General features: G+C 73.9%; 20 protein-coding genes and 1 pseudogene. 20 read left to right on the top strand and 1 reads right to left on the bottom strand.

The genetic code is table 11. The features are described from left to right. The first annotated feature begins 182 nt into the window (after positions 1-182). The 18 genes and pseudogenes from RBL05_RS05770 to RBL05_RS05685 all read left to right on the top strand — a co-directional run bounded on the left by RBL05_RS05770 (position 183) and on the right by RBL05_RS05685 (position 14,976). Positions 183-617, top strand: coding sequence for a hypothetical protein (locus RBL05_RS05770; protein WP_308740289.1), 435 nt, complete (start codon positions 183-185; stop codon positions 615-617). A gap of 171 nt (positions 618-788) precedes the next feature. Continuing rightward, on the top strand, positions 789-1,166 hold the full coding sequence (locus RBL05_RS05765; RefSeq protein WP_308740290.1) for an endonuclease domain-containing protein: 378 nt from the start codon (positions 789-791) through the stop codon (positions 1,164-1,166). Continuing rightward, the gene (locus tag RBL05_RS05760) at positions 1,163-2,284 is read left to right on the top strand and encodes an amidohydrolase family protein (RefSeq protein ID WP_308740291.1); all 1,122 of its coding nucleotides are present in this window, start codon (positions 1,163-1,165) and stop codon (positions 2,282-2,284) included. Before RBL05_RS05765 ends, RBL05_RS05760 begins: the two co-directional genes overlap by 4 nt. 115 nt (positions 2,285-2,399) lie before the next feature. Next, entirely contained in the window at positions 2,400-3,830 is a 1,431-nt protein-coding gene (locus RBL05_RS05755; protein ID WP_308740292.1) for an Nramp family divalent metal transporter, read from the top strand. A gap of 242 nt (positions 3,831-4,072) precedes the next feature. Beyond that, entirely contained in the window at positions 4,073-4,552 is a 480-nt protein-coding gene (gene rpsP / locus RBL05_RS05750; protein WP_263310656.1) for a 30S ribosomal protein S16, read from the top strand. Between the two features lies 1 nt (position 4,553). Continuing rightward, positions 4,554-4,796 carry an RNA-binding protein gene (locus tag RBL05_RS05745; RefSeq protein ID WP_308740293.1) on the top strand — a complete coding sequence of 81 codons (243 nt, stop codon included), beginning with the start codon at positions 4,554-4,556 and terminating at the stop codon, positions 4,794-4,796. Between the two features lies 1 nt (position 4,797). Continuing rightward, positions 4,798-5,841 carry a hypothetical protein gene (locus RBL05_RS05740; RefSeq protein WP_318604147.1) on the top strand — a complete coding sequence of 348 codons (1,044 nt, stop codon included), beginning with the start codon at positions 4,798-4,800 and terminating at the stop codon, positions 5,839-5,841. Next, positions 5,838-6,422, top strand: a complete 585-nt coding sequence (gene rimM, locus RBL05_RS05735) for a ribosome maturation factor RimM (protein WP_308740296.1) — start codon at positions 5,838-5,840, stop codon at positions 6,420-6,422. The genes RBL05_RS05740 and rimM overlap by 4 nt, the downstream gene beginning before the upstream one ends. Positions 6,423-6,429: 7 nt before the next feature. Continuing rightward, a complete protein-coding gene (gene trmD, locus RBL05_RS05730; protein ID WP_308740297.1) occupies positions 6,430-7,158 on the top strand; it encodes a tRNA (guanosine(37)-N1)-methyltransferase TrmD in 729 nt (242 codons plus the stop codon). A 343-nt stretch (positions 7,159-7,501) separates the two neighbouring features. Further along, the gene (rplS, locus tag RBL05_RS05725) at positions 7,502-7,852 is read left to right on the top strand and encodes a 50S ribosomal protein L19 (RefSeq protein WP_010551346.1); all 351 of its coding nucleotides are present in this window, start codon (positions 7,502-7,504) and stop codon (positions 7,850-7,852) included. 28 nt (positions 7,853-7,880) lie between these two features. Beyond that, the gene (gene lepB / locus RBL05_RS05720) at positions 7,881-8,450 is read left to right on the top strand and encodes a signal peptidase I (RefSeq protein ID WP_308740298.1); all 570 of its coding nucleotides are present in this window, start codon (positions 7,881-7,883) and stop codon (positions 8,448-8,450) included. A 31-nt stretch (positions 8,451-8,481) separates the two neighbouring features. Next, on the top strand, positions 8,482-9,318 hold the full coding sequence (gene lepB / locus RBL05_RS05715) for a signal peptidase I (RefSeq protein WP_308740299.1): 837 nt from the start codon (positions 8,482-8,484) through the stop codon (positions 9,316-9,318). Continuing rightward, complete coding sequence (locus RBL05_RS05710) at positions 9,315-10,097, top strand: ribonuclease HII (RefSeq protein WP_318604145.1); 783 nt, start codon at positions 9,315-9,317, stop codon at positions 10,095-10,097. Before lepB (RBL05_RS05715) ends, RBL05_RS05710 begins: the two co-directional genes overlap by 4 nt. Continuing rightward, positions 10,094-10,396, top strand: coding sequence for a DUF2469 domain-containing protein (locus tag RBL05_RS05705; RefSeq protein WP_010551350.1), 303 nt, complete (start codon positions 10,094-10,096; stop codon positions 10,394-10,396). The genes RBL05_RS05710 and RBL05_RS05705 overlap by 4 nt, the downstream gene beginning before the upstream one ends. Before the next feature lie 112 nt (positions 10,397-10,508). Then, positions 10,509-10,955, top strand: coding sequence for a YraN family protein (locus tag RBL05_RS05700; RefSeq protein WP_263310663.1), 447 nt, complete (start codon positions 10,509-10,511; stop codon positions 10,953-10,955). Position 10,956: 1 nt separating this feature from the next. Beyond that, positions 10,957-12,488 (top strand): annotated as a pseudogene (locus tag RBL05_RS05695) (YifB family Mg chelatase-like AAA ATPase). Beyond that, on the top strand, positions 12,485-13,711 hold the full coding sequence (gene dprA, locus RBL05_RS05690) for a DNA-processing protein DprA (RefSeq protein ID WP_308740301.1): 1,227 nt from the start codon (positions 12,485-12,487) through the stop codon (positions 13,709-13,711). Before RBL05_RS05695 ends, dprA begins: the two are co-directional and overlap by 4 nt. Before the next feature lie 56 nt (positions 13,712-13,767). Beyond that, positions 13,768-14,976 carry a tyrosine recombinase XerC gene (locus RBL05_RS05685; RefSeq protein ID WP_308740302.1) on the top strand — a complete coding sequence of 403 codons (1,209 nt, stop codon included), beginning with the start codon at positions 13,768-13,770 and terminating at the stop codon, positions 14,974-14,976. Between the two features lie 137 nt (positions 14,977-15,113). Here the strand turns inward: RBL05_RS05685 and RBL05_RS05680 are convergent, their stop codons facing one another. After that, on the bottom strand, positions 15,114-15,866 hold the full coding sequence (locus tag RBL05_RS05680) for a murein hydrolase activator EnvC family protein (RefSeq protein WP_308740303.1): 753 nt from the start codon (positions 15,864-15,866) through the stop codon (positions 15,114-15,116). 437 nt (positions 15,867-16,303) lie between these two features. On the opposite strand from RBL05_RS05680, the gene rpsB reads away from it, so the two are divergent. Beyond that, positions 16,304-17,206, top strand: coding sequence for a 30S ribosomal protein S2 (gene rpsB / locus RBL05_RS05675; RefSeq protein WP_029360685.1), 903 nt, complete (start codon positions 16,304-16,306; stop codon positions 17,204-17,206). Positions 17,207-17,306: 100 nt separating this feature from the next. Beyond that, entirely contained in the window at positions 17,307-18,131 is an 825-nt protein-coding gene (tsf, locus tag RBL05_RS05670; RefSeq protein ID WP_308740304.1) for a translation elongation factor Ts, read from the top strand. Positions 18,132-18,176: the final 45 nt, after the last annotated feature.

Below are 18,176 nucleotides of genomic sequence, written 5' to 3'. Positions count from 1 at the left end.
CGGAGAGCGCCGACAGCCGAGCGGAGATCCGCGCTGCCGGCCCACGCTCCGGACAGTGTCCGCGGGTTCTCCGACGACCGAGCACGCGGTGGGCCGACCGACCGTTCCTCCCCACGGCGCCGTCGTCCCCAGGCCCGGAGCCGATCTGGGGCGGTCATCCGGTGACGACTACGGTCCGGGGCATGGGACTGAGACCGGAGGATCTCGAGCGAGGTGAGGTGTACCGACGCGAGTGGCTTCTCGAGCGCGGGATGCACCGGCGTCATCTCTCGTCGCCCGCGATGACCAGGGTGCTCCCCACCTGTTACACACGCACCGATCACCCGGCCGACCTACGTCGTGTAGCCCTCGAGGCGCAGGACCTGCTCGACTGCCCGTCGGTCGTCGCGGGGGTGACAGCGGCCGAGCTGTTCGGGGTCCGGCTGCCGCGGCGAGCGAGGCGTGAGGGCGGAGCACGCGTGCACCTGGACACCAGCGGGGGCAGCTCTCCACGCCGCACCGAGACGCTCGTCGTCCACCGTTGCGCCCCGCCTCCGACCATCCGTCTCCACGGGGTCACCATGGTCGAACCGCTGACGGCGCTCCAGGAGATCGCCGGACGCCTCACGCTCGACTAGCTCGTCATCGCCATCGACTCCCTGGTCGCGGACCGCTTCGGCACTGCGTGGCGCATCCCGCTCTCGGAAGTGAGGGAGCAGGCCGAGGCGGCACGCGGTCGCGGGGCGAGGCAGCTCAGGGAGGCTGCCGCACTGTCTCGGGAGCGCGTATGGTCGCCGCGGGAGACGCAGATGCACCTTCTGCTGAGGCGGTACGGGCGGCCCGCCACCGTGATGAACCACGAGGTCGTCGACCCCGCGACCGGCATCATCTACTACATCGACCTCGCCTATCCGGAACGACGCATCGCGATCGAATACGACGGTGCTGAGCACCTGACGGCGCCCGACCGAGTAAGGCACGACCACCGCAAGAGCGCCGTCCTGACCGCCGAAGGATGGACGGTCATCAGGGTGTACTCGGAGGACCTCCGCGAGCCGACCGATCTCTTCGCCCGCCTCGAGCACGCCTGGGCCACCGAGACGACGACGAGCCCGCCCGACTCGTACGGTCCGGGCAGCACCTTCGCTGCCCCGGCCGCGGCCGGATCGATAGGCTCGCGGGCATGAGCTCCACCGATGTCGCCGAGACCACCGCACCGATCCTCCACCTGCGCGGACCGATCCTGCTCGGTGCCGAGGAGGAGCTCGACGGGGCCTGGGTCGTCGGCGGCCGGATCCACCACGAGAAGCCCGAGCTGCCCGCCGGCGCGGAGGTCCGCGAGATCGACGGCTTCGTGCTCCCCGGACTCGCCGACCTGCACTGCCATCTCGGCATCGCCGACGGGGGAGGGGGCACCACCCTGGCCGAGGCGCGCGAGCAGGCCCTCGTCGACCGCGACTCCGGGGTGCTGCTGATCCGCGACGCCGGCTCGATCATCGACAACTCCCCGCTGCAGCAGCAGGACGACCTGCCGCGGCTGATCCGCTGCGGCCGCCATCTCGCCCGCACCCGCCGCTACCTGATCGGCTACGCCGACGAGCTCGAGCCCGAGGACCTGCCCGCCGCCGTCACCCGCGAGGCCGGCCGCGGCGACGGCTGGGTCAAGCTCGTCGGCGACTGGATCGACCGCGGCGTCGGCGATCTGACCCCGTGCTGGGAGGCGCAGGACTTCGTCGCCGCGGCCGACGCCGCCCACGCCGCGGGCGCCCGGATCACCACCCACACCTTCGACGAGGAGACGCTCCCGCTCGTCCTCGACGCGGGCTTCGACTGCCTCGAGCACGCCACCGGGCTCACCGACGAGACGATCCGACGGGTCGCCGCGGCGGGCATCCCGGTGGTCTCCACGCTCGTGAACATCGACGCGTTCGAGACCTACGCCTCCCAGGGCGAGAAGAAGTTCCCCGCCTATGCCGCGCACATGCGCCGCCTGCGCGCTGGCCGCTACGACCGCACCCGCGACGCCCACGACGCCGGGGTGCAGCTGCTGGTCGGCACCGATTCCGGGGGAGTGCTCGGCCACGGCATCATCCACGACGAGCTCGACGAGCTCGACGCGGCCGGGCTCTCCGCGACCGAGATCCTCGAGGCCGCGGCCTGGGCGCCGCGCCGCTTCCTCGGCGCCCCCGGGCTCGAGGACGGCGCCCCGGCGGACCTGCTCGTCGTCCCCGCCGACCCGCGCGAGGACCATCGGATCCTGCGCGAGCGCAGCCACGTGGTGCTCGGCGGTCGCCAGGTCGCGTGAGCTGATCGTCCGAGCGGCACCGGCCGCGGAACCCGAACCGGGCAGAGCGGACGACCTCGCGCCGCCCCACCGCGTCGCGCGGTGATCCAGGACACACGACCGTTATCGTGCGGGAATGCACTCCGACGACGCAGAGAAGCCCACCGGATCGCAGCCCGCCGGCCGACGACGCGCTGCGCGCGGCTCCGCCTCCGCTCCCGTCCCCGGCCTCGCCGCGGACGGACCGTCCGACGTCCCGCAGGATCCCGCCGGGGCCGGCACCGCCGTCGAGGACGCCGAGGGCGCCCCGCCGCGCTGGAAGGTCGTCGGCCCGGGCCTTCTCGTCGCCGCGACCGGCATCGGCGCCGGCGACCTCGTCGCGACCCTGGTCGCCGGCTCCCGCTACGGCTACGCGCTCCTGTGGGCCGCGGTCGCCGGCGTGATCATCAAGATCGTGCTGGTCGAGGGTGCGGGGCGCTGGACCCTCGCCACCGGCCACTCGATCTTCGAGGGCTGGCGCCGCGTGGGCCGATGGACCTCCTGGTACTTCGGTCCGTACATCATGGTCTGGGGCTTCGTGTACGGCGCGACGGCGATGAGCGCCTCCGCCCTCCCGCTCGCGGCCCTCGTCCCGCAGCTGCCCGTGCTCGGGGACGTCGGCTGGATCGCGGATATGCCGTTCATCGCCTACGCGATCCTCTCGGGCCTGATCGGCGCGGGGCTCGTCTGGGTGGGGCGCTACCACGCGCTCGAGAAGATCGTCGCGGTGCTCGTCGGTCTGATGTTCCTGACCGTCGTGGGCGCCGCCGTGGTCACCCTCCCGAACCTCGGCAAAGTGCTCGGCGGGCTCGTGCCCCGCATCCCCGAGGGAGGGCTCGTCTACACGCTGTCCATCGCCGGAGGCGTCGGCGGCACGATCACGCTGGCCGCCTACGGCTACTGGCTGAAGGAGAAGGGCTGGTCCACGCCGCGCTGGATGCGGGTGATGCGGATCGACAACGCGATGGCGTACGTCATCTCCGGCATCTTCGTCATCGCCATGCTGGTCGTGGGCGCGGAGCTGCTGTACTCCTCCTCGATCGCGATCGACGAGGGGGATCGGGGCCTGCTCGATCTCGCCGAGGTGCTCGCCTCCCGCTACGGCACCGCCTTCAGCTGGATGTTCCTGATCGGGTTCTGGGCCTCGTCCTTCTCCTCCGTGCTCGGGGTGTGGAACGGCGTCTCGGTGATGTTCGCGGACTTCTGGGGGCATCTGAGGGGCAAGGCCGAGGAGCATCCCGACCGCAGGATCGGCGGGAAGTACTACCGCTTCTACGTGCTGTGGCTGACCTTCCCGCCGATGCTGCTGCTCCTGCTCGGCCGGCCGGTGCAGGTGATCATCGCCTACGGTGTCCTCGGCGCGTTCTTCATGCCCTTCCTCGCGATCACGCTGCTGGTGCTGATGAACTCCCGGCACATGCCGGAGAAGTGGCGCAACGGACCGATCCTGAACATCGCCCTCGGCGTGGTGACGCTGCTGTTCGTGGTGCTCGGCGCGAACCAGCTGATCGAGGCGTTCTCCGGCTGAGGCCGACGGACCCGTCTGCCCGGCGCGCCGAGGTCGTCCCTGCCCCTCGGGCCGTTGTGCCCCGCCGCACAGGATGCGGGGTGGAACGGGGAAGGGGATCCCTGGCATAATCGTGCGCTGTATGCGTCCGGGCCGGCCCTCTACCCGCCCGGGAGCGACACCCCGAGAACCGTCAGCGCCCGCATCACCCCACAGGCTGCGGCGGGACTCACCCGAACATCCCTGAAGGAGAGTCCACCCACGTGGCTGTCAAGATCCGTCTGAAGCGCATGGGCAAGATCCGTGCACCGTTCTACCGCGTCGTGGTCGCCGATTCGCGCAAGAAGCGCGACGGCGCCGTGATCGAGGAGATCGGCAAGTACCACCCCACCGAGAACCCCTCGGTCATCGAGATCGACTCCGAGCGCGCCCAGTACTGGCTGGGCGTCGGCGCGCAGCCGTCCGAGCAGGTCGCCGCGCTGCTGAAGGTCACCGGCGACTGGGCGAAGTTCAAGGGCGAGGGCGACGCCGCCGGCTCCCTGAAGACCGCCGAGGCCAAGCAGACCGCCGAGGAGCGGATCGCGGAGGCCGACAAGGCCGCCACCGAGTCCCGTGAGGGCGCGAAGAAGGCCAAGGCTGACGAGCAGGCCGAGGCCGCGGACGTCGCCCCCGGCTCCGAGGAGGCTCCGGCCGAGGGCGAGACCACCGAGGACGCCGAGGCCGCGGCGACCGACGAGGCCTGAGATGAGCGCCCGCGCCGAAGCGCTCGATCATCTGGTCCGCGGCATCGTCGACGACCCCGACGCCGTGCGCGTCACGGAGAAGTCCACCCGTCGCGGCCCGCTGGTCGAGGTCCGGGTCGGCGCCGCCGACCTGGGACGCGTCATCGGCCGGTCCGGCCGCACCGCCCGTGCCCTGCGCACGGTCACCGCGGCCCTCTCCGAGGACGACGTGCGGGTCGACATCGTCGACGTCGACCGTCGCTGAGGTGCCCCGCAGGATCCTGAGGAGCGGCGCTGCCGAGCGGACCGAGAGGTCCCGGCAGCGCCGCTCCTCGCCGTCCGGGGGTCGTCGCCGCGCTCACCGCGCCGCCCTCCCCGGCGCCGCGCTCGCCGCCCTCGCCCTCACGCTCGGCGGCTGCACGGACGAGGGGCCCGGTGAGGAGCCGGAGGCGCCGTCGGCCGCGTCCGAGGAGGCGAGCGCGGATCCCGCCCTCGTCGCGGCCTGCACCGGGTTCTGGGGAGACCCCGACTATGCGGGCCCGCTCTCCCGCGAGGTCCTGGACCGTGCCGGGAGCGCACCGGAGGTCGGCCCCTCCGACCCCGGCTTCTACGCCATGACCGGCGACGACGTCGAGGACCTCTTCGCCGACGCGCCCGAGGGCGCACAGGCGGCCGCGACGGAGCTGGCCGACTGGTTCCGCACCCAGCCCGAGCGCGGCGCCGAGTCCGACCGCGAGGCCTTCGCCGACGCGTTCGAAGGCGTCGCCGCCGGCTGTCATGACGTCTCCGTCGCGGCGCTCTGGGCCGCCGGGGGAGGGGAGGCCGGCGCCAAGCCCGCCGCCCTCGTCTGCGCCGACGTCTTCGACACCCCCGGCACACTCACCCACTTCGCGAACTCGAACGTCCTGACCTCGAACATGTTCAAGCTCGTCGGCCTCTCCCCGCGCGAGGTCCCCTCCGGGCGCGCCGACGACCTCCGCGCGACCGCCGAGCTGCTGGACGCGCAGATCGCCGCCGTGGACGACGACGCCGTGCGCACCGCCCTCGAGCAGGTCCGCGCCCCCTTCGTCGACGCCCTGGACGGGGACACCTGGTCCGACGGGCTCCAGGACCCGCTCGACCAGCTCGCGACCGCCTGCGCCGAGCAGGGCTACCACGCCCCGGCGCCCGCCGAGGAGGGAGGCGATGCCGTCGTCGGCGCCCCCGCCCCGGAGGACGCGCCCGCCCGGGCAGATGCCTCCGACCCGGCCGACGGCTCTCCCGCCCACCTCGCAGCCCTTCCCGCCCCCTCGAACGGAGCCAACGCATGAGCACCCTCGACGTGATCGTCGCGACGATCGGCCGCGCCCACGGCCTGCGCGGCGAGGTCGCCCTCGTCCTGCGCACCGACCAGCCCGAGGAGCGGCTGAGCCCCGGCACCGCATTCCAGGTCGAGGTCGCCGGCCTCTCCCGCACCCTCACCGTGGCCCGCACCCGCCTCCAGCAGGAGCGCTGGTACGCGAGCTTCGAGGAGGTCACGGACCGCACCGACGCCGAGTCCCTGCGCGGGGTGGACCTCGAGATCGCGGTCGACGCCGAGGAGGAGGCCTCCGAGGATCCCGATGCCTGGTATCCCGCGCAGCTCAAGGGCCTCGCCGTCCGCCACGTCGACGGGCGCGAGCTCGGCGTCGTCGCGGGCGTGGACCACTACCCGGCGCAGGACCTCCTCGTCGTGCGCACCCCCGACCGGCGACGCGTGCAGCTTCCGCTGGTCGAGCAGCTCGTGCCCGAGGTCGACCTCGAGGCCGGCGTCGTCATCGCCGATCCGCCCGGCGGGCTGTTCGACGCGCTGCCCGAGGACGAGCAGGGCCCCGAGCCGGAGACCTCCGGCCCCGCCCGGACGGAGCGCTGAGCCCGCCGTGCGCATCGACGTCCTCACCATCTTCCCCGAGTACCTCGCCCCGCTCGACCTCTCCCTGATCGGCAAGGCGCGCCGCGACGGGCTCGTGGACCTGCACGTCCACGACCTGCGCAGCTGGACCCACGACCGCCACCGCACCGTGGACGACACCCCGCTCGGCGGCGGTGCCGGCATGGTGATGAAGCCCGAGCCGTGGGCGGAGGCCTTCGCCGCCGTGCGCGCCGAGGGGCAGGCGGCGCTCGGCGCCGACACCGAGCCGGTGATCATCTTCCCCAACCCCGCCGGCACCCCCTTCGCCCAGGACACCGCCCAGGAATGGTCCGAGTGCGAATGGCTGGTCCTCGCCTGCGGCCGCTACGAGGGGATCGACGAGCGGGTCTACGAGCACCTCGCCGACATCGGCTGCGAGGTCCACCTCGCCTCCCTCGGCGACTACGTGCTCAACGGCGGCGAGGTCGCGGTCCTCGCGATCACCGAGGCCGTCGTGCGGCTCGTCCCTGGCGTGGTCGGCAACGCCGAGTCCCTCGTCGAGGAGTCCCACTCCGACGGGCTGCTGGAGTACCCGCTCTACACCCGCCCCGCCCGCTGGGAGGACCCGGCCGGGGTGGTGCGGGAGGCTCCCGCGATCCTGCTCTCCGGCGACCATGGGAAGATCGCCGCCTGGCGGCGCGAGCAGTCGCTCGAGCGCACCCGGCAGCGCCGCCCCGATCTGCTCGACGAAGCCTGAGGGCGTCGTCCGACGCGCCGGGGACGCCCCGCCCGCGACCCGGACGTGAGCGATCCGACAGCCCTCCACGGTGATCACCGGCACGAACGCCCCGGTGCGGGCTTGCCGCCCCTTCCCGTGCGCTGGCAGAATGACCCCTCGTGCGCACCGCGCGCCTCTCTGCCTCAGGGGAGGGCGCATGACGCGGTCGGGCAGGTCCGTGGCGATGGGAGTCGCCGCCAGAGGCCCAGCACACCGGCACGGGGAGCCAGCTCCCCGCCGGATCGACGGTTCATGACGGGTCGCCCGCGAGGCGGCGCGACGAACGAGGCCGACGACCTGAGGCGGAGGCCAGGAGAGAGACATGCAGAAGCTCGACGAGCTCGACAAGGCGTCCCTGCGCGAGGACGTCCCCGCCTTCCGCGCCGGCGACAACGTCAAGGTGCACGTGAAGGTCATCGAGGGCAACCGCTCCCGAATCCAGGTCTTCCAGGGCTACGTCATCGGCCGCCAGGGCCACGGCGTGGGCGAGACCTTCCGCGTCCGCAAGATCTCCTTCGGCGTCGGCGTGGAGCGCGTGTTCCCCGTGCACGCCCCGACGGTCGACAAGATCGAGGTCGTCACCCGCGGTGACGTCCGCCGCGCGAAGCTGTACTACCTGCGCAACCTCACGGGCAAGAAGGCCCGCATCAAGGAGAAGCGCGACCACTCCTGATCCGCTCCCGGATCCCAGGACCACCCGCGTGAGCGCGGCGAGACGGCGACGGCCCCACCCGGTGGTGGCCGTCGCCGTCTGCGTCGTGCTGGCGCTGCTCGCGGTGCTCGCCGTGCGGCACTTCGTGGTCCAGCCCTTCCGCGTCCCGTCGGCCTCCATGGCCCCGACCCTCGAGACCGGGGACGTGCTCCTGGCCGACCGCACGAGCGCCGGCGAGGCCGAGCGCGGGGACGTGGTCGTCTTCGACGGGAGGGGATACTTCGCCCCCTCGGCGGAGGACGGCGACCGCTACTGGGTCAAGCGGGTGATCGCCGTCGGCGGCGACTCCATCACCTGCTGCGGCGACGACGGCGCGCTGCTGCTGAACGGCGAGGAGCTGGAGGAGCCCTACCTGCCGGGCGGCATGGCGCCCAGCACCACCGAGTTCGACCTCGTCGTCCCCGAGGGGCGCATGTTCGTGCTCGGCGACAACCGTCCCGACTCCACCGACTCCCGGCACCTGCTCGGCGCCCCCGGCGGCGGGATGATCCCCGTGGATCGGGTGGTCGGCAGGGTCGAGCGGATCGTGTGGCCACCGCCTCGCGGCGGCTCCCTCTGACTCCCAGCCCCCAGCGGCTATCCTTGCCGCGATGAATGCGTCCGCCGAGAACCGCCGAGCTGGCTCCCCGACCGGGGACGCCGCTCCCGCCGAGGACGCCTCGACCGCGACGACCGCGTCCGAGAGCAGCGCCCCGCAGGGGGACGAGCGCCCCGCGGCGCAGGACCGCCCCGAGGGCGAGGGCCGCACCCACCGCCGCAGGCAGCGGATGCCGCTGTGGCTGGACACGCTCGTAACCATGGTGGTCGCGCTGGTCATCGCGGTGCTCGTGAAGACCTTCCTGATCCAGCCGTTCTACATCCCCTCCGCCTCGATGAACCCCACGCTGCTGGAGGACGACAAGATCATCGTCTCCAAGCTCAGCCCCGGGGTGTTCGACCTCGAGCGCGGCGACGTCATCGTCTTCGAGGACCCGGCGGACTGGATCCCCGGCGACGCGACCGAGAACCCCACCCCCCGGGTGCGGGTCATGATGGCCCTCTCGCTCATCGGGCTCGCCCCCGACCCCTCCCAGGACCACCTGGTCAAGCGGCTGATCGGCCTGCCCGGCGATCACGTGGTGTGCGAGGAGGAGGGTGCCGCCCTGCAGGTCAACGGCACTGCGCTCGACGAGCCGTACATCAACCCGGAGACCCCCGCCTGCCAGGCGGCCTTCGACGTCACCGTCCCCGACGACAAGGTCTGGGTGATGGGCGACAACCGCTACGCCTCCGCGGACTCCGCCTGGCACGAGGTGCAGGGCGACGGCGGCTTCGTCGACGAGTCGGACATCACCGGCCGCGCCGAGGTCGTGTTCTGGCCCGCGAGCCGCTGGACCGGTCTCGGAGACGGGTCGGACGCGTTCGCCGACGTGCCCGACCAGCCGTGACCGCCCCCGCACCGACCCTCGACCTCGAACGCGAGCTCGCCCGCCGCGCGGGCCCAGGGCGCCGGGTCGTGGTGGGGCTGGACGAGGTGGGCCGCGGCGCCCTCGCCGGCCCCGTCGCCGTCGGCGCGGTCGCCCTCGAGATCACCGACGGCGAGGTCGCACCCCTGCCCGACGGCTTGAGGGACTCCAAGAAGCTCACCGCCCGCCGCCGCGAGGCGCTCGTCGACCCGATCCGCGAGTCGGCGCTGGCCGGCGCCGTCGGCTGGGCGGAGGCGTCCGAGATCGACGAGATCGGGATCATGGCCGCCCTGACCCGCGCCGCGCTGCGCGCGCTCGAGGGGCTCGGGGTCGAGGCCGACGCGCTCCTGCTCGACGGGGATGCGGACGTGCTCACCCCGGCGCTGACGACCGCGGAGCGCCCCGCGCCGCTGGTCCAGCTGCGGGTCGCCGCCGACCGGGACTGCGCGAGCGTGTCCGCGGCGAGCGTCCTCGCGAAGGTCGCGCGGGACGCGCGGATGGTCGAGCTGGACGCGGAGGCCCCCGAGTACGGCTGGGGCTCGAACAAGGGATACGGCGCCGCGGTGCACCGCGCGGCGATCGACAGGATCGGCGTGCACGAGCACCATCGCCGCAGCTGGCGACTCGGCTCCGCGCCCGCCGCCGGTCGTGGCGCCCGCCCCGCCGCGGCACCCGTCGCGGGCACCGTCCCGACGCCCGGCTCCGCTGGCGTACTGTGGGAGGGCCCGTGGAGCCCGCAGGACGAGGAGGAGCGCCGATGAGCAGCCAGGATCTCGAGAACTACGAGTCCGACCTCGAGCTCCAGCTCTTCCGCGAGTACCGCGACGTGGTCAGCCTGTTCACCTACGTCGTGGAGACGGAGCGCCGCTTCTACCTCGCCAACCAGGTGGACCTGCAGGTCCGCTCGGGCGGCGGCGAGGTGTTCTACGAGCTGCGCCTGGCGGACGTGTGGGTGTGGGACATCTACCGCTCCAACCGCTTCGTGCGCTCGGTGCGGGTGGTGACCTTCAAGGACGTCAACATCGAGGAGCTCAACAAGCAGGACATCTCCCTGCCCTGAGCCCGAGGCGCGGACCTCCGGCGCCGCGCGACCTCTCCTCCACAGCGCCCCGTCGTCCCCAGGATCCCGGGGCCGCTTCCCCGTCCGGGACGCTCCGGCGAGGCTGACGGGCATGAACAGCCTCGCTCCCGTCCCCGGCACCCCGCCCGCCTCCCTCCGCGCCGACAGGCCGCGCCCGGCCCCGGCACCGCCCCGCGTGCGGGAGATGACCACCCTCGAGCTCGGTCGTGCGGGGGAGGACCTCGCCGCCGACCACCTGGTGGCCTGCGGCTGGCAGATCGTGGAGCGCAACCTGCGGCTCGAGCACGGCGAGCTGGACATCGTCGCCCTCGCGCACACGACCCTCGTCTTCGTCGAGGTCAAGACCCGCCGCTCCTTCGTCACCGGGGTGCCGCAGGCCGCCGTCACCCCCGCGAAGCTGCGCAGGCTGCGCCGCCTGGCGGGGGAGTACCTGATGGAGCGCTCGACCCCGCACCGCGACGTGCGGATCGACGTGATCGCCGTGCACGCCCACCTCGACGGAGTCTTCTCCCTCGAGCACCTCGAAGGGGTGCACTGAGATGGGCCAGGCGCGCACCCTCTCGATCAGCCTCACCGGCCTCGAGGGCACCCTGGTCGAGGTCGAGGCCGACGTCTCCCCGGGCCTGCCCGCGTTCTCGCTCGTGGGCCTGCCGGACTCCTCCACCCTCCAGGCCAAGGACAGGGTCCGCGCCGCCGCGGCCCGCAGCGGCCTCCGCCTCGCCCAGCGCCGGATCACCGTGAACATGACCCCGGCCTGGCAGCCCAAGCACGGCTCCGGCTTCGACCTCGCGATCGCGCTCGCGGTCCTCGACGCGCAGGGCGACCTGCTCACCCACGTCCCCTCCGACACCGTGCTGCTCGGCGAGCTCGGGCTCGATGGGAGGCTGCGTCCCGTCCCCGGGGTGCTGCCCGCCCTGCTCGCCGCCCGCGGTCAGGGGCTCTCCCGCGCCGTGGTCCCCGAGGTGAACCTCGCCGAGGCCCGACTCGTCGGCGGCATCGAGGTCGACGCGGCGCCCGACCTCACCACCCTCCTGCACCGCTTCGGCGCGGACGTCCCGCCGTCCCCCGCCCGCGAGCCGCTGCCCGCGGGCGCCGCAGTGGAACGAGACGCGGGCAGCACAGTCGACTTCGCCGACGTGATCGGCCAGGAGCAGGCCCGCCGTGCCGCGGAGGTCGCCGCGGCAGGCGCCCACCATCTGCTGCTGCAGGGACCGCCCGGCGCCGGCAAGACGATGATCGCCGCGCGCCTGCCCGGCATCCTGCCCGAGCTCAGCACCGAGGACGCCCTGGACGTCTCCGCCGTCCATTCGCTCGACGGCCGCTTCGACGCCCACGACGGCCTCCTGCGCACCCCGCCGCTGGAGAGCCCCCACCACACCGCCACCGCCGCCGCGATCGTCGGCGGGGAGGAGGTCTCGCCCGGCCCGGCGCGATCTCCCGCGCCCACTGCGGGGTGCTCTTCCTCGACGAGGCACCGGAGTTCTCCGCCCGCGTGCTCGAGGCGCTGCGCGAACCCCTGGAGACCGGGGACATCACCCTGCACCGGGCACGCGGGGTCACCCGATACCCGGCCCGCTTCCAGCTGGTCCTGGCCGCGAACCCCTGCCCCTGCGGGAACGCCTGGGGCAAGGGCGAGAAGTGCACCTGCACCCCGCTGCAGCGTCGCCGCTACCTCTCCCGGCTCTCCGGCCCCGTGATGGACCGGATCGACATGCGCGTCGACGTCGGCCCGGTGGACCTCCACCGCAGCGGCACCGAGCCCGCCGAGCCCAGCGCCGCGATCGCCGCCCGCGTCGGCCGGGCCCGCACACGCCAGGCGCGCCGCTACGAGGGACGCGGCTGGAGCACCAACGCCCACCTGCCCGGCCCGCTGCTGCGGACCGAGTTCGCCCCCGCCCCGGCGGACCTCGCGCTGCTGCGCCACTCCCTCAGCCAGGGCCGGCTGACCCTGCGCGGCTACGACCGCGTGCTGCGCCTGGCCTGGACCCTCGCCGACCTCGACGGCGCCGGCCGGCCCGACGCCCTGCACATCGGCGAGGCCCTCACCCTGCGACAGGCGGACGCCCGATGACCGAGAACCCCGAGAACCCCGAGAGCCCCGACTTCACCCGCGAGGCCGAGCGCCGGGCCCGGCTCACCTGGTCCCTGCTCGCCGAGCCGTCCGACTCCGTCGCGCTCCTGGCCCGGGAACGGCTCGGACCCCGCGCCGCGCTCGAGCTCGCGCGCGAGGCGACGCCGACCGAGCTGCTCGCCGCGCTGGACGGACAGGTGCCGGCCGAGGCCGCCGACCCCGGCGCCGGCACGCCCGACGCCCGCGCCTCCCGCGCCCTCCAGCGCTGGCGCGGCCGGCTCGCCGCCGTCGACGTCGAGGCCGTGCTGGAGGACGCCGACCGGCGGAGGATCCGGGTCCTGATCCCCGGGGACGAGGAGTGGCCGAGCACCCTCGACGACCTCCAGGAGACCGCCCCGCACTGCCTGTGGGTGCAGGGCCCCGCCCGGCTCGACCGCCTGGCCGGGGAGCGCGCCGCGGCGCTCGTCGGCTCCCGCGCCTCGACCCCCTACGGGGAGGACGTCGCCTCCTCCCTCGGCGCCGCCTTCGCAGGCGCCGGCGGGACCGTCGTCTCCGGCGGCGCGTACGGCATCGACGCCGCGGCGCACCGCGGGGCGCTCGCCGCCCAGGACGGCGCGACCCTCGCCGTCCTCGCCGGCGGGCTCGACCGCCTCTACCCCCGCGGGAACACGCAGCTGCTCGAGCGGATCCGCGAGCAGCACCTCCTGCTCAGCGAGGCCCCGATGGGCACCGCCCCCACACGGTGGAGGTTCCTGGCCCGCAACCGGCTGATCGCCGCCCTGTCCCGCGCGGTGGTGGTCGTCGAGGCGGCCTGGCGCTCAGGGGCCCTGTCCACGGCGCGGCTCGCCGATCAGCTCTCCCGACCGGTCGGAGCGGTGCCCGGGCCGGTCACCTCCGCCGCCAGCGCCGGCTGCCACCGCCTGATCCGCGAACGCGGCGCGGTGCTCGTCACCGAACCCGCCGAGCTGCTGGACCTGCTGCCCGGAGGGCCCGCCGCAGGGGAGGGGAGCTTCGCCCGCCAGGACGAGCTCGATCTGCTCTCACCAGCGGATCGGCGTGTGCTCGATGCCGTGCCGCCCCGCTCGGGCATCTCCCCGGGCCGCCTCGCGGACGAGATCGGCTTCGCGCCGCGCGAGGTCGGCGCAGCGCTGGCCCGGCTCGAGCTGCTGGGCCTGATCGAGCAGGGAGGGCCGCGGGTGCGGCGCACCCGCCGCACGGGCTGACGGCCGGCTCGGCGGGAGCACTGCCCCCGGCAGCGAGGATGGGCGAGAATGACGGGATGAGCACGGAGCGCGCGACGGAGACCGACGAGCAGATCGTCGACGCCTTCGCCGCCCATCTCGACCTCGAACGAGGCAGGTCCGAGCACACCGTCCGGGCCTACCGCCGCGAGGCCGCGGCGCTGCTGGCGCATCTGCGGGAGGTCGAGCGGATCGCCCCGGCCGAGCTCGACGTGACCGCGCTGCGCTCCTGGCTCGGCGCCCGCGCGGAGACCGGGGCCGGCGCGAGCACCCTCGCCCGCTCCGCCGCCGCTGCGCGGACGTTCACCACCTGGCTCGCCGCCACCGGCAGGATCCCGCACGACGTCGGCGGCCGGCTCCGCGCACCCCGCCGCGGCCGGCACCTGCCCACCGTCCTCACCGACGAGCAGGCCGGCGCGCTCCTCGACGGGATCGTCACCGAGCCCGCTCCGAGGAGGAGCGACACTCCGGCACCGGGCGCCGACACGGACTCCGAGGACGCCGTCCCGGGACGAGGCGGCACCCCGACGCCGGGCAGCACGGCGACGAGGGACGGCGCCGCAACGCGTGACGGGACGGCGACGGAGGGCGAGACAGCAGGGGAGGACGCCACCGCAGACGGCGCGCCCGCCGAGGAACCCTCCGAGGTCGATCCCGTCCAGCGCGCGGTGCAGCTGCGCGACGCCGCCGTGCTCGAGCTGCTCTACTCCTCCGGCCTGCGCGTCTCCGAGCTCGTGGCCCTCGACCTGGGCGGGATCGACATGGCCCAGGGCACCGTCCGCGTGCGCGGCAAGGGCGACAAGGAGCGGATCGTCCCCGTCGGCGTCCCCGCCCTGGAGGCGCTGCGCCGCTGGGAGACGGAGGGCAGGCCGGTGCTCGCCGGAGCGACCGCCGCCGGTCGAGGCACGGCACAGGCCCCGGGGAACGGCCGGGCCGGGACCTCCGCGGCGCGCCGAGCGAAGGTGCCGGGGCGGGCGCTCTTCCTCGGGGTGCGGGGCGGGAGGCTCGGGGACCGCGCCGTGCGCACCCTCGTGGACCGCTACGCGGCCCGCGCCGGGATCGCCCGCCACGTCACCCCGCACACCCTGCGCCACAGCGCGGCCACCCACCTCGTCGAGGGCGGTGCGGACCTCCGCAGCGTCCAGGACTTCCTCGGGCACTCCTCGCTCGCCACCACGCAGATCTACACCCACGTCAGCGCAGAACGCCTGCGCAGCACCGTCGAGCAGGCGCATCCGCGCGCCTGAACCTCGGCAGGCGCGCCGCGCCCGCGCCCGTCGCGCCGGGCTCGCCACCATCGCCGGCGGTCCTCGGCCCTGGAGCCCCGGCCGCCCCGCGGTCCCGACGGTCCCGGGCCGTACAGCCCCGGCGGCCCCGGGCACGGTCAGGCCAGGGCGACCGCCCGCGCGCCGTGACGTGCGACCTGAGCGCCGACCGAAGCGCTGACCGGAGCGATCGCCCGGGACGGCATTCCCGCCCCTGCAGCAGGCTCCGCGCTCGCTCCTGCTGCCGACGCCGTCCCCGCAGACCCTGCCCCGGCATCGGCGGAGGCCCTCGGCCCGGCCGCTCCCGCATCGCCTCCGGACGCGCCGCCTGCCCAGGGCAGCAGGACGCTCGGTCCGCGCCCGCCGAGCAGCAGCAGCGGATCGACGTACAGCTCGCCCCGTCGAGCGCCCAGATGCAGACAGTCCCGACCGTCGCAGTGGGAGGCGGGCGAGGTGCCATCGAGGGTGCCGAGCACCTGACCGGCCACGATAGGGTCGCCGGCGCTCACCGCCCCGTTGACCGGCTCGTAGGTCGAGATCAGCCCGTCGGCATGCACCACCGAGACGACGCCGCGCCCGGCGACCGACCCGCTGAACCGCACGGTCCCGCCCTCGACCGCCCGGACCTCCGCACCGCCCGGGACCGCGATGTCGATCCCGCGATGACCGGGGCCGTAGGGCGTCGCCGGCGCGTCGAAGCGCGCGATCACCTCGCGCGGCGGCGGCACCGGCCACTGCCAGCGCGGACCGTCGGCCCGCGCCGCGGCGGACGGCATCACGGCCAGCAGCAGGAGCAGCACCAGCAGCGCGAGCACCCGCGCTGCCGGGGAGGCGGGCGGGGGAGAGGGCGGAGGCGCTGACGAGGGGATCATGTCGGCATCGTCCGCGCCCCGCCGCGGCTCGGCGAGCCCCGCCCGGCGGCGGTGGACCCGCGGGGTCTGTGGAGGAGAGGTCGCGCGAGGGCCCGGCGAGGACTCGCCGGGACGGAGGGGATGCACGGGGCCCGGCGAGGACTCGACGGAACGGGGGTGACGCAGGACGCGCGCGAGCAGGCGGCGGCGTCCGATAGACTCCATTCAGCATCCGGTCCGTCCGGATGACTTCGCGTGCCCACCAGGGCTCGTCGGCCATCGGTCCTTCCCGTCCCCGCCCCGTGCGGAGGCAGGTGCAGGGCGGCCGACACCCGGGCACCAGGCCCCGCACCGACCGGTGGCGGGGGAACAACCGAGAAAGCAGGTCCTGCGCGATGACCGCGGACGCCTTCGGGCGCGCCGTGCGAGCCCAGGACCGGAGAACAGAGGACACCATCATGGCAGTCGTCACCATGCGCCAGCTCCTGGAGAGCGGCGTCCACTTCGGTCACCAGACCCGTCGTTGGAACCCGAAGGTCCGTCGCTTCATCTTCACCGAGCGCAACGGCATCTACATCGTCGACCTCATGCAGACCCTGTCGTACATCGACAAGGCCTACGACTTCGTCAAGCAGACCGTCGCCCACGGCGGCACCATCCTGTTCGTCGGCACCAAGAAGCAGGCGCAGGAGTCCGTGCAGGAGCAGGCCACCCGCGTGGGCATGCCCTACGTGAACCAGCGCTGGCTGGGCGGCATGCTCACCAACCTGCAGACCGTCTCCGCGCGCGTGAACCGCCTCAAGGAGCTCGAGCAGATCGACTTCGACGATGTGGCCTCCTCCGGCCGCACCAAGAAGGAGCTGCTGATGATGCGCCGCGAGAAGGACAAGCTCGAGAAGACCCTCGGCGGCATCCGCGACATGGGCAAGGCCCCCTCCGCCCTCTGGGTCGTGGACACCAACAAGGAGCACCTCGCCGTCGACGAGGCGCAGAAGCTCAACATCCCCGTCGTCGCGATCCTGGACACCAACTGCGATCCCGACGAGATCACCTACCCGATCCCGGGCAACGACGACGCGATCCGCTCCGTCACGCTGCTGACCCGCGTGGTCGCCGACGCGGTCGCCGCCGGCCTCCAGGAGCGTCACGCCAAGTCCACCGGCGGCGAGAAGAACGTCTCCGCCGTGGACGCCGAGCCGCTGGCCGAGTGGGAGCAGGAGCTGCTCAAGCAGTCCGAGGTCCAGTCCCAGGACGCTCCCGCCGAGGAGTCCGTCGCCGCCGCCGAGGAGAAGCCCGCCGAGGAGGCCCCCGCCGCGGAGTCCTCCGAGGAGACCTCCACCGAGGCCCCCGCCGCCGAGTGATCCGCGGGCCCGGGACCGACACGTCGGTCCCGGGCCCCTCCACGGGGAGGCCGAGCGCCTCCCGCCACCTCCCGAAGCAGCTCCCACAAGGAAGAGGAACATGGCCAACTACACGGCAGCAGACATCAAGGAGATCCGCGAGGCCACCGGCGCGGGCATGCTCGACGTCAAGAAGGCGCTCGACGAGGCGGACGGCGACAAGGCCAAGGCCGTCGAGGTCATCCGCGTCAAGGGCCTCAAGGGCATCGCCAAGCGCGAGGGCCGCACCGCCTCCGAGGGCCTCATCGCCTTCGACATCCGCGACAGCGCCGAGGGCCGCACCGGCACCCTCGTCGAGCTCAACTCCGAGACCGACTTCGTCGCCAAGAACGACAAGTTCGTGGCGCTCGGCGACGAGGCCGTGGCCGCCGCCGTCGAGTCCGGCGCCACCGAGCCCGAGCAGCTCGCCGAGACCCCCTTCGGCGAGGCGCTGACCAACGCCGGTGCGTCCATGGGCGAGAAGATCCTGGTGCGCCGCATCGGCCGCGTCTCCGGCGAGGCCGTCACCGAGTACATGCACCGCACCAACAAGGACCTGCCCCCGCAGGTCGGCGTCCTGGTCGCGACCGACGCGGCCGGCGCCGAGGTCGCGCGCGACGTGGCGATGCACATCGCGGCGTTCACCCCCGCGTACCTGACCCGCGACGAGGTCCCCGCCGAGCTCGTCGAGAACGAGCGCCGCATCGCGCAGGAGACCGCTGAGAACGAGGGCAAGCCCGAGAAGGCGATCCCCAAGATCGTCGAGGGCCGCCTGAACGGGTTCTACAAGGAGAACGTCCTGCTCGACCAGGCCTTCGCGAAGGACCCGAAGAAGTCCGTCGGCCAGGTCGTCGAGGAGGCCGGCGGCACCGTCACCGGCTTCGTCCGCTTCCGCGTCGGCAACTGACGCCACCGGGCCGGGCCGGGCGCACTGCGCGTCCTCCCCGCCCGC

The sequence above is a fragment of the Brachybacterium sp. GU-2 genome (genome assembly GCF_030866705.2).
GTDB classification, from domain to species: Bacteria; Actinomycetota; Actinomycetes; order Actinomycetales; family Dermabacteraceae; genus Brachybacterium; species Brachybacterium conglomeratum.
Note: the sequence above shows the minus strand (reverse complement) of the source record. Positions and strands in the feature narration are given on the sequence as shown.

Coding starts and splice junctions, on each gene's coding strand:
- RBL05_RS05770 (WP_308740289.1), top strand. CDS start 183: ATGGGACTGAGACCGGAGGATCTCGAGCGAGGTGAGGTGTACCGACGC.
- RBL05_RS05765 (WP_308740290.1), top strand. CDS start 789: ATGCACCTTCTGCTGAGGCGGTACGGGCGGCCCGCCACCGTGATGAAC.
- RBL05_RS05760 (WP_308740291.1), top strand. CDS start 1,163: ATGAGCTCCACCGATGTCGCCGAGACCACCGCACCGATCCTCCACCTG.
- RBL05_RS05755 (WP_308740292.1), top strand. CDS start 2,400: ATGCACTCCGACGACGCAGAGAAGCCCACCGGATCGCAGCCCGCCGGC.
- RBL05_RS05745 (WP_308740293.1), top strand. CDS start 4,554: ATGAGCGCCCGCGCCGAAGCGCTCGATCATCTGGTCCGCGGCATCGTC.
- rimM (WP_308740296.1), top strand. CDS start 5,838: ATGAGCACCCTCGACGTGATCGTCGCGACGATCGGCCGCGCCCACGGC.
- rplS (WP_010551346.1), top strand. CDS start 7,502: ATGCAGAAGCTCGACGAGCTCGACAAGGCGTCCCTGCGCGAGGACGTC.
- lepB (WP_308740299.1), top strand. CDS start 8,482: ATGAATGCGTCCGCCGAGAACCGCCGAGCTGGCTCCCCGACCGGGGAC.
- RBL05_RS05705 (WP_010551350.1), top strand. CDS start 10,094: ATGAGCAGCCAGGATCTCGAGAACTACGAGTCCGACCTCGAGCTCCAG.
- RBL05_RS05700 (WP_263310663.1), top strand. CDS start 10,509: ATGAACAGCCTCGCTCCCGTCCCCGGCACCCCGCCCGCCTCCCTCCGC.
- dprA (WP_308740301.1), top strand. CDS start 12,485: ATGACCGAGAACCCCGAGAACCCCGAGAGCCCCGACTTCACCCGCGAG.
- RBL05_RS05685 (WP_308740302.1), top strand. CDS start 13,768: ATGAGCACGGAGCGCGCGACGGAGACCGACGAGCAGATCGTCGACGCC.
- RBL05_RS05680 (WP_308740303.1), bottom strand. CDS start 15,866: ATGATCCCCTCGTCAGCGCCTCCGCCCTCTCCCCCGCCCGCCTCCCCG.
- rpsB (WP_029360685.1), top strand. CDS start 16,304: ATGGCAGTCGTCACCATGCGCCAGCTCCTGGAGAGCGGCGTCCACTTC.
- tsf (WP_308740304.1), top strand. CDS start 17,307: ATGGCCAACTACACGGCAGCAGACATCAAGGAGATCCGCGAGGCCACC.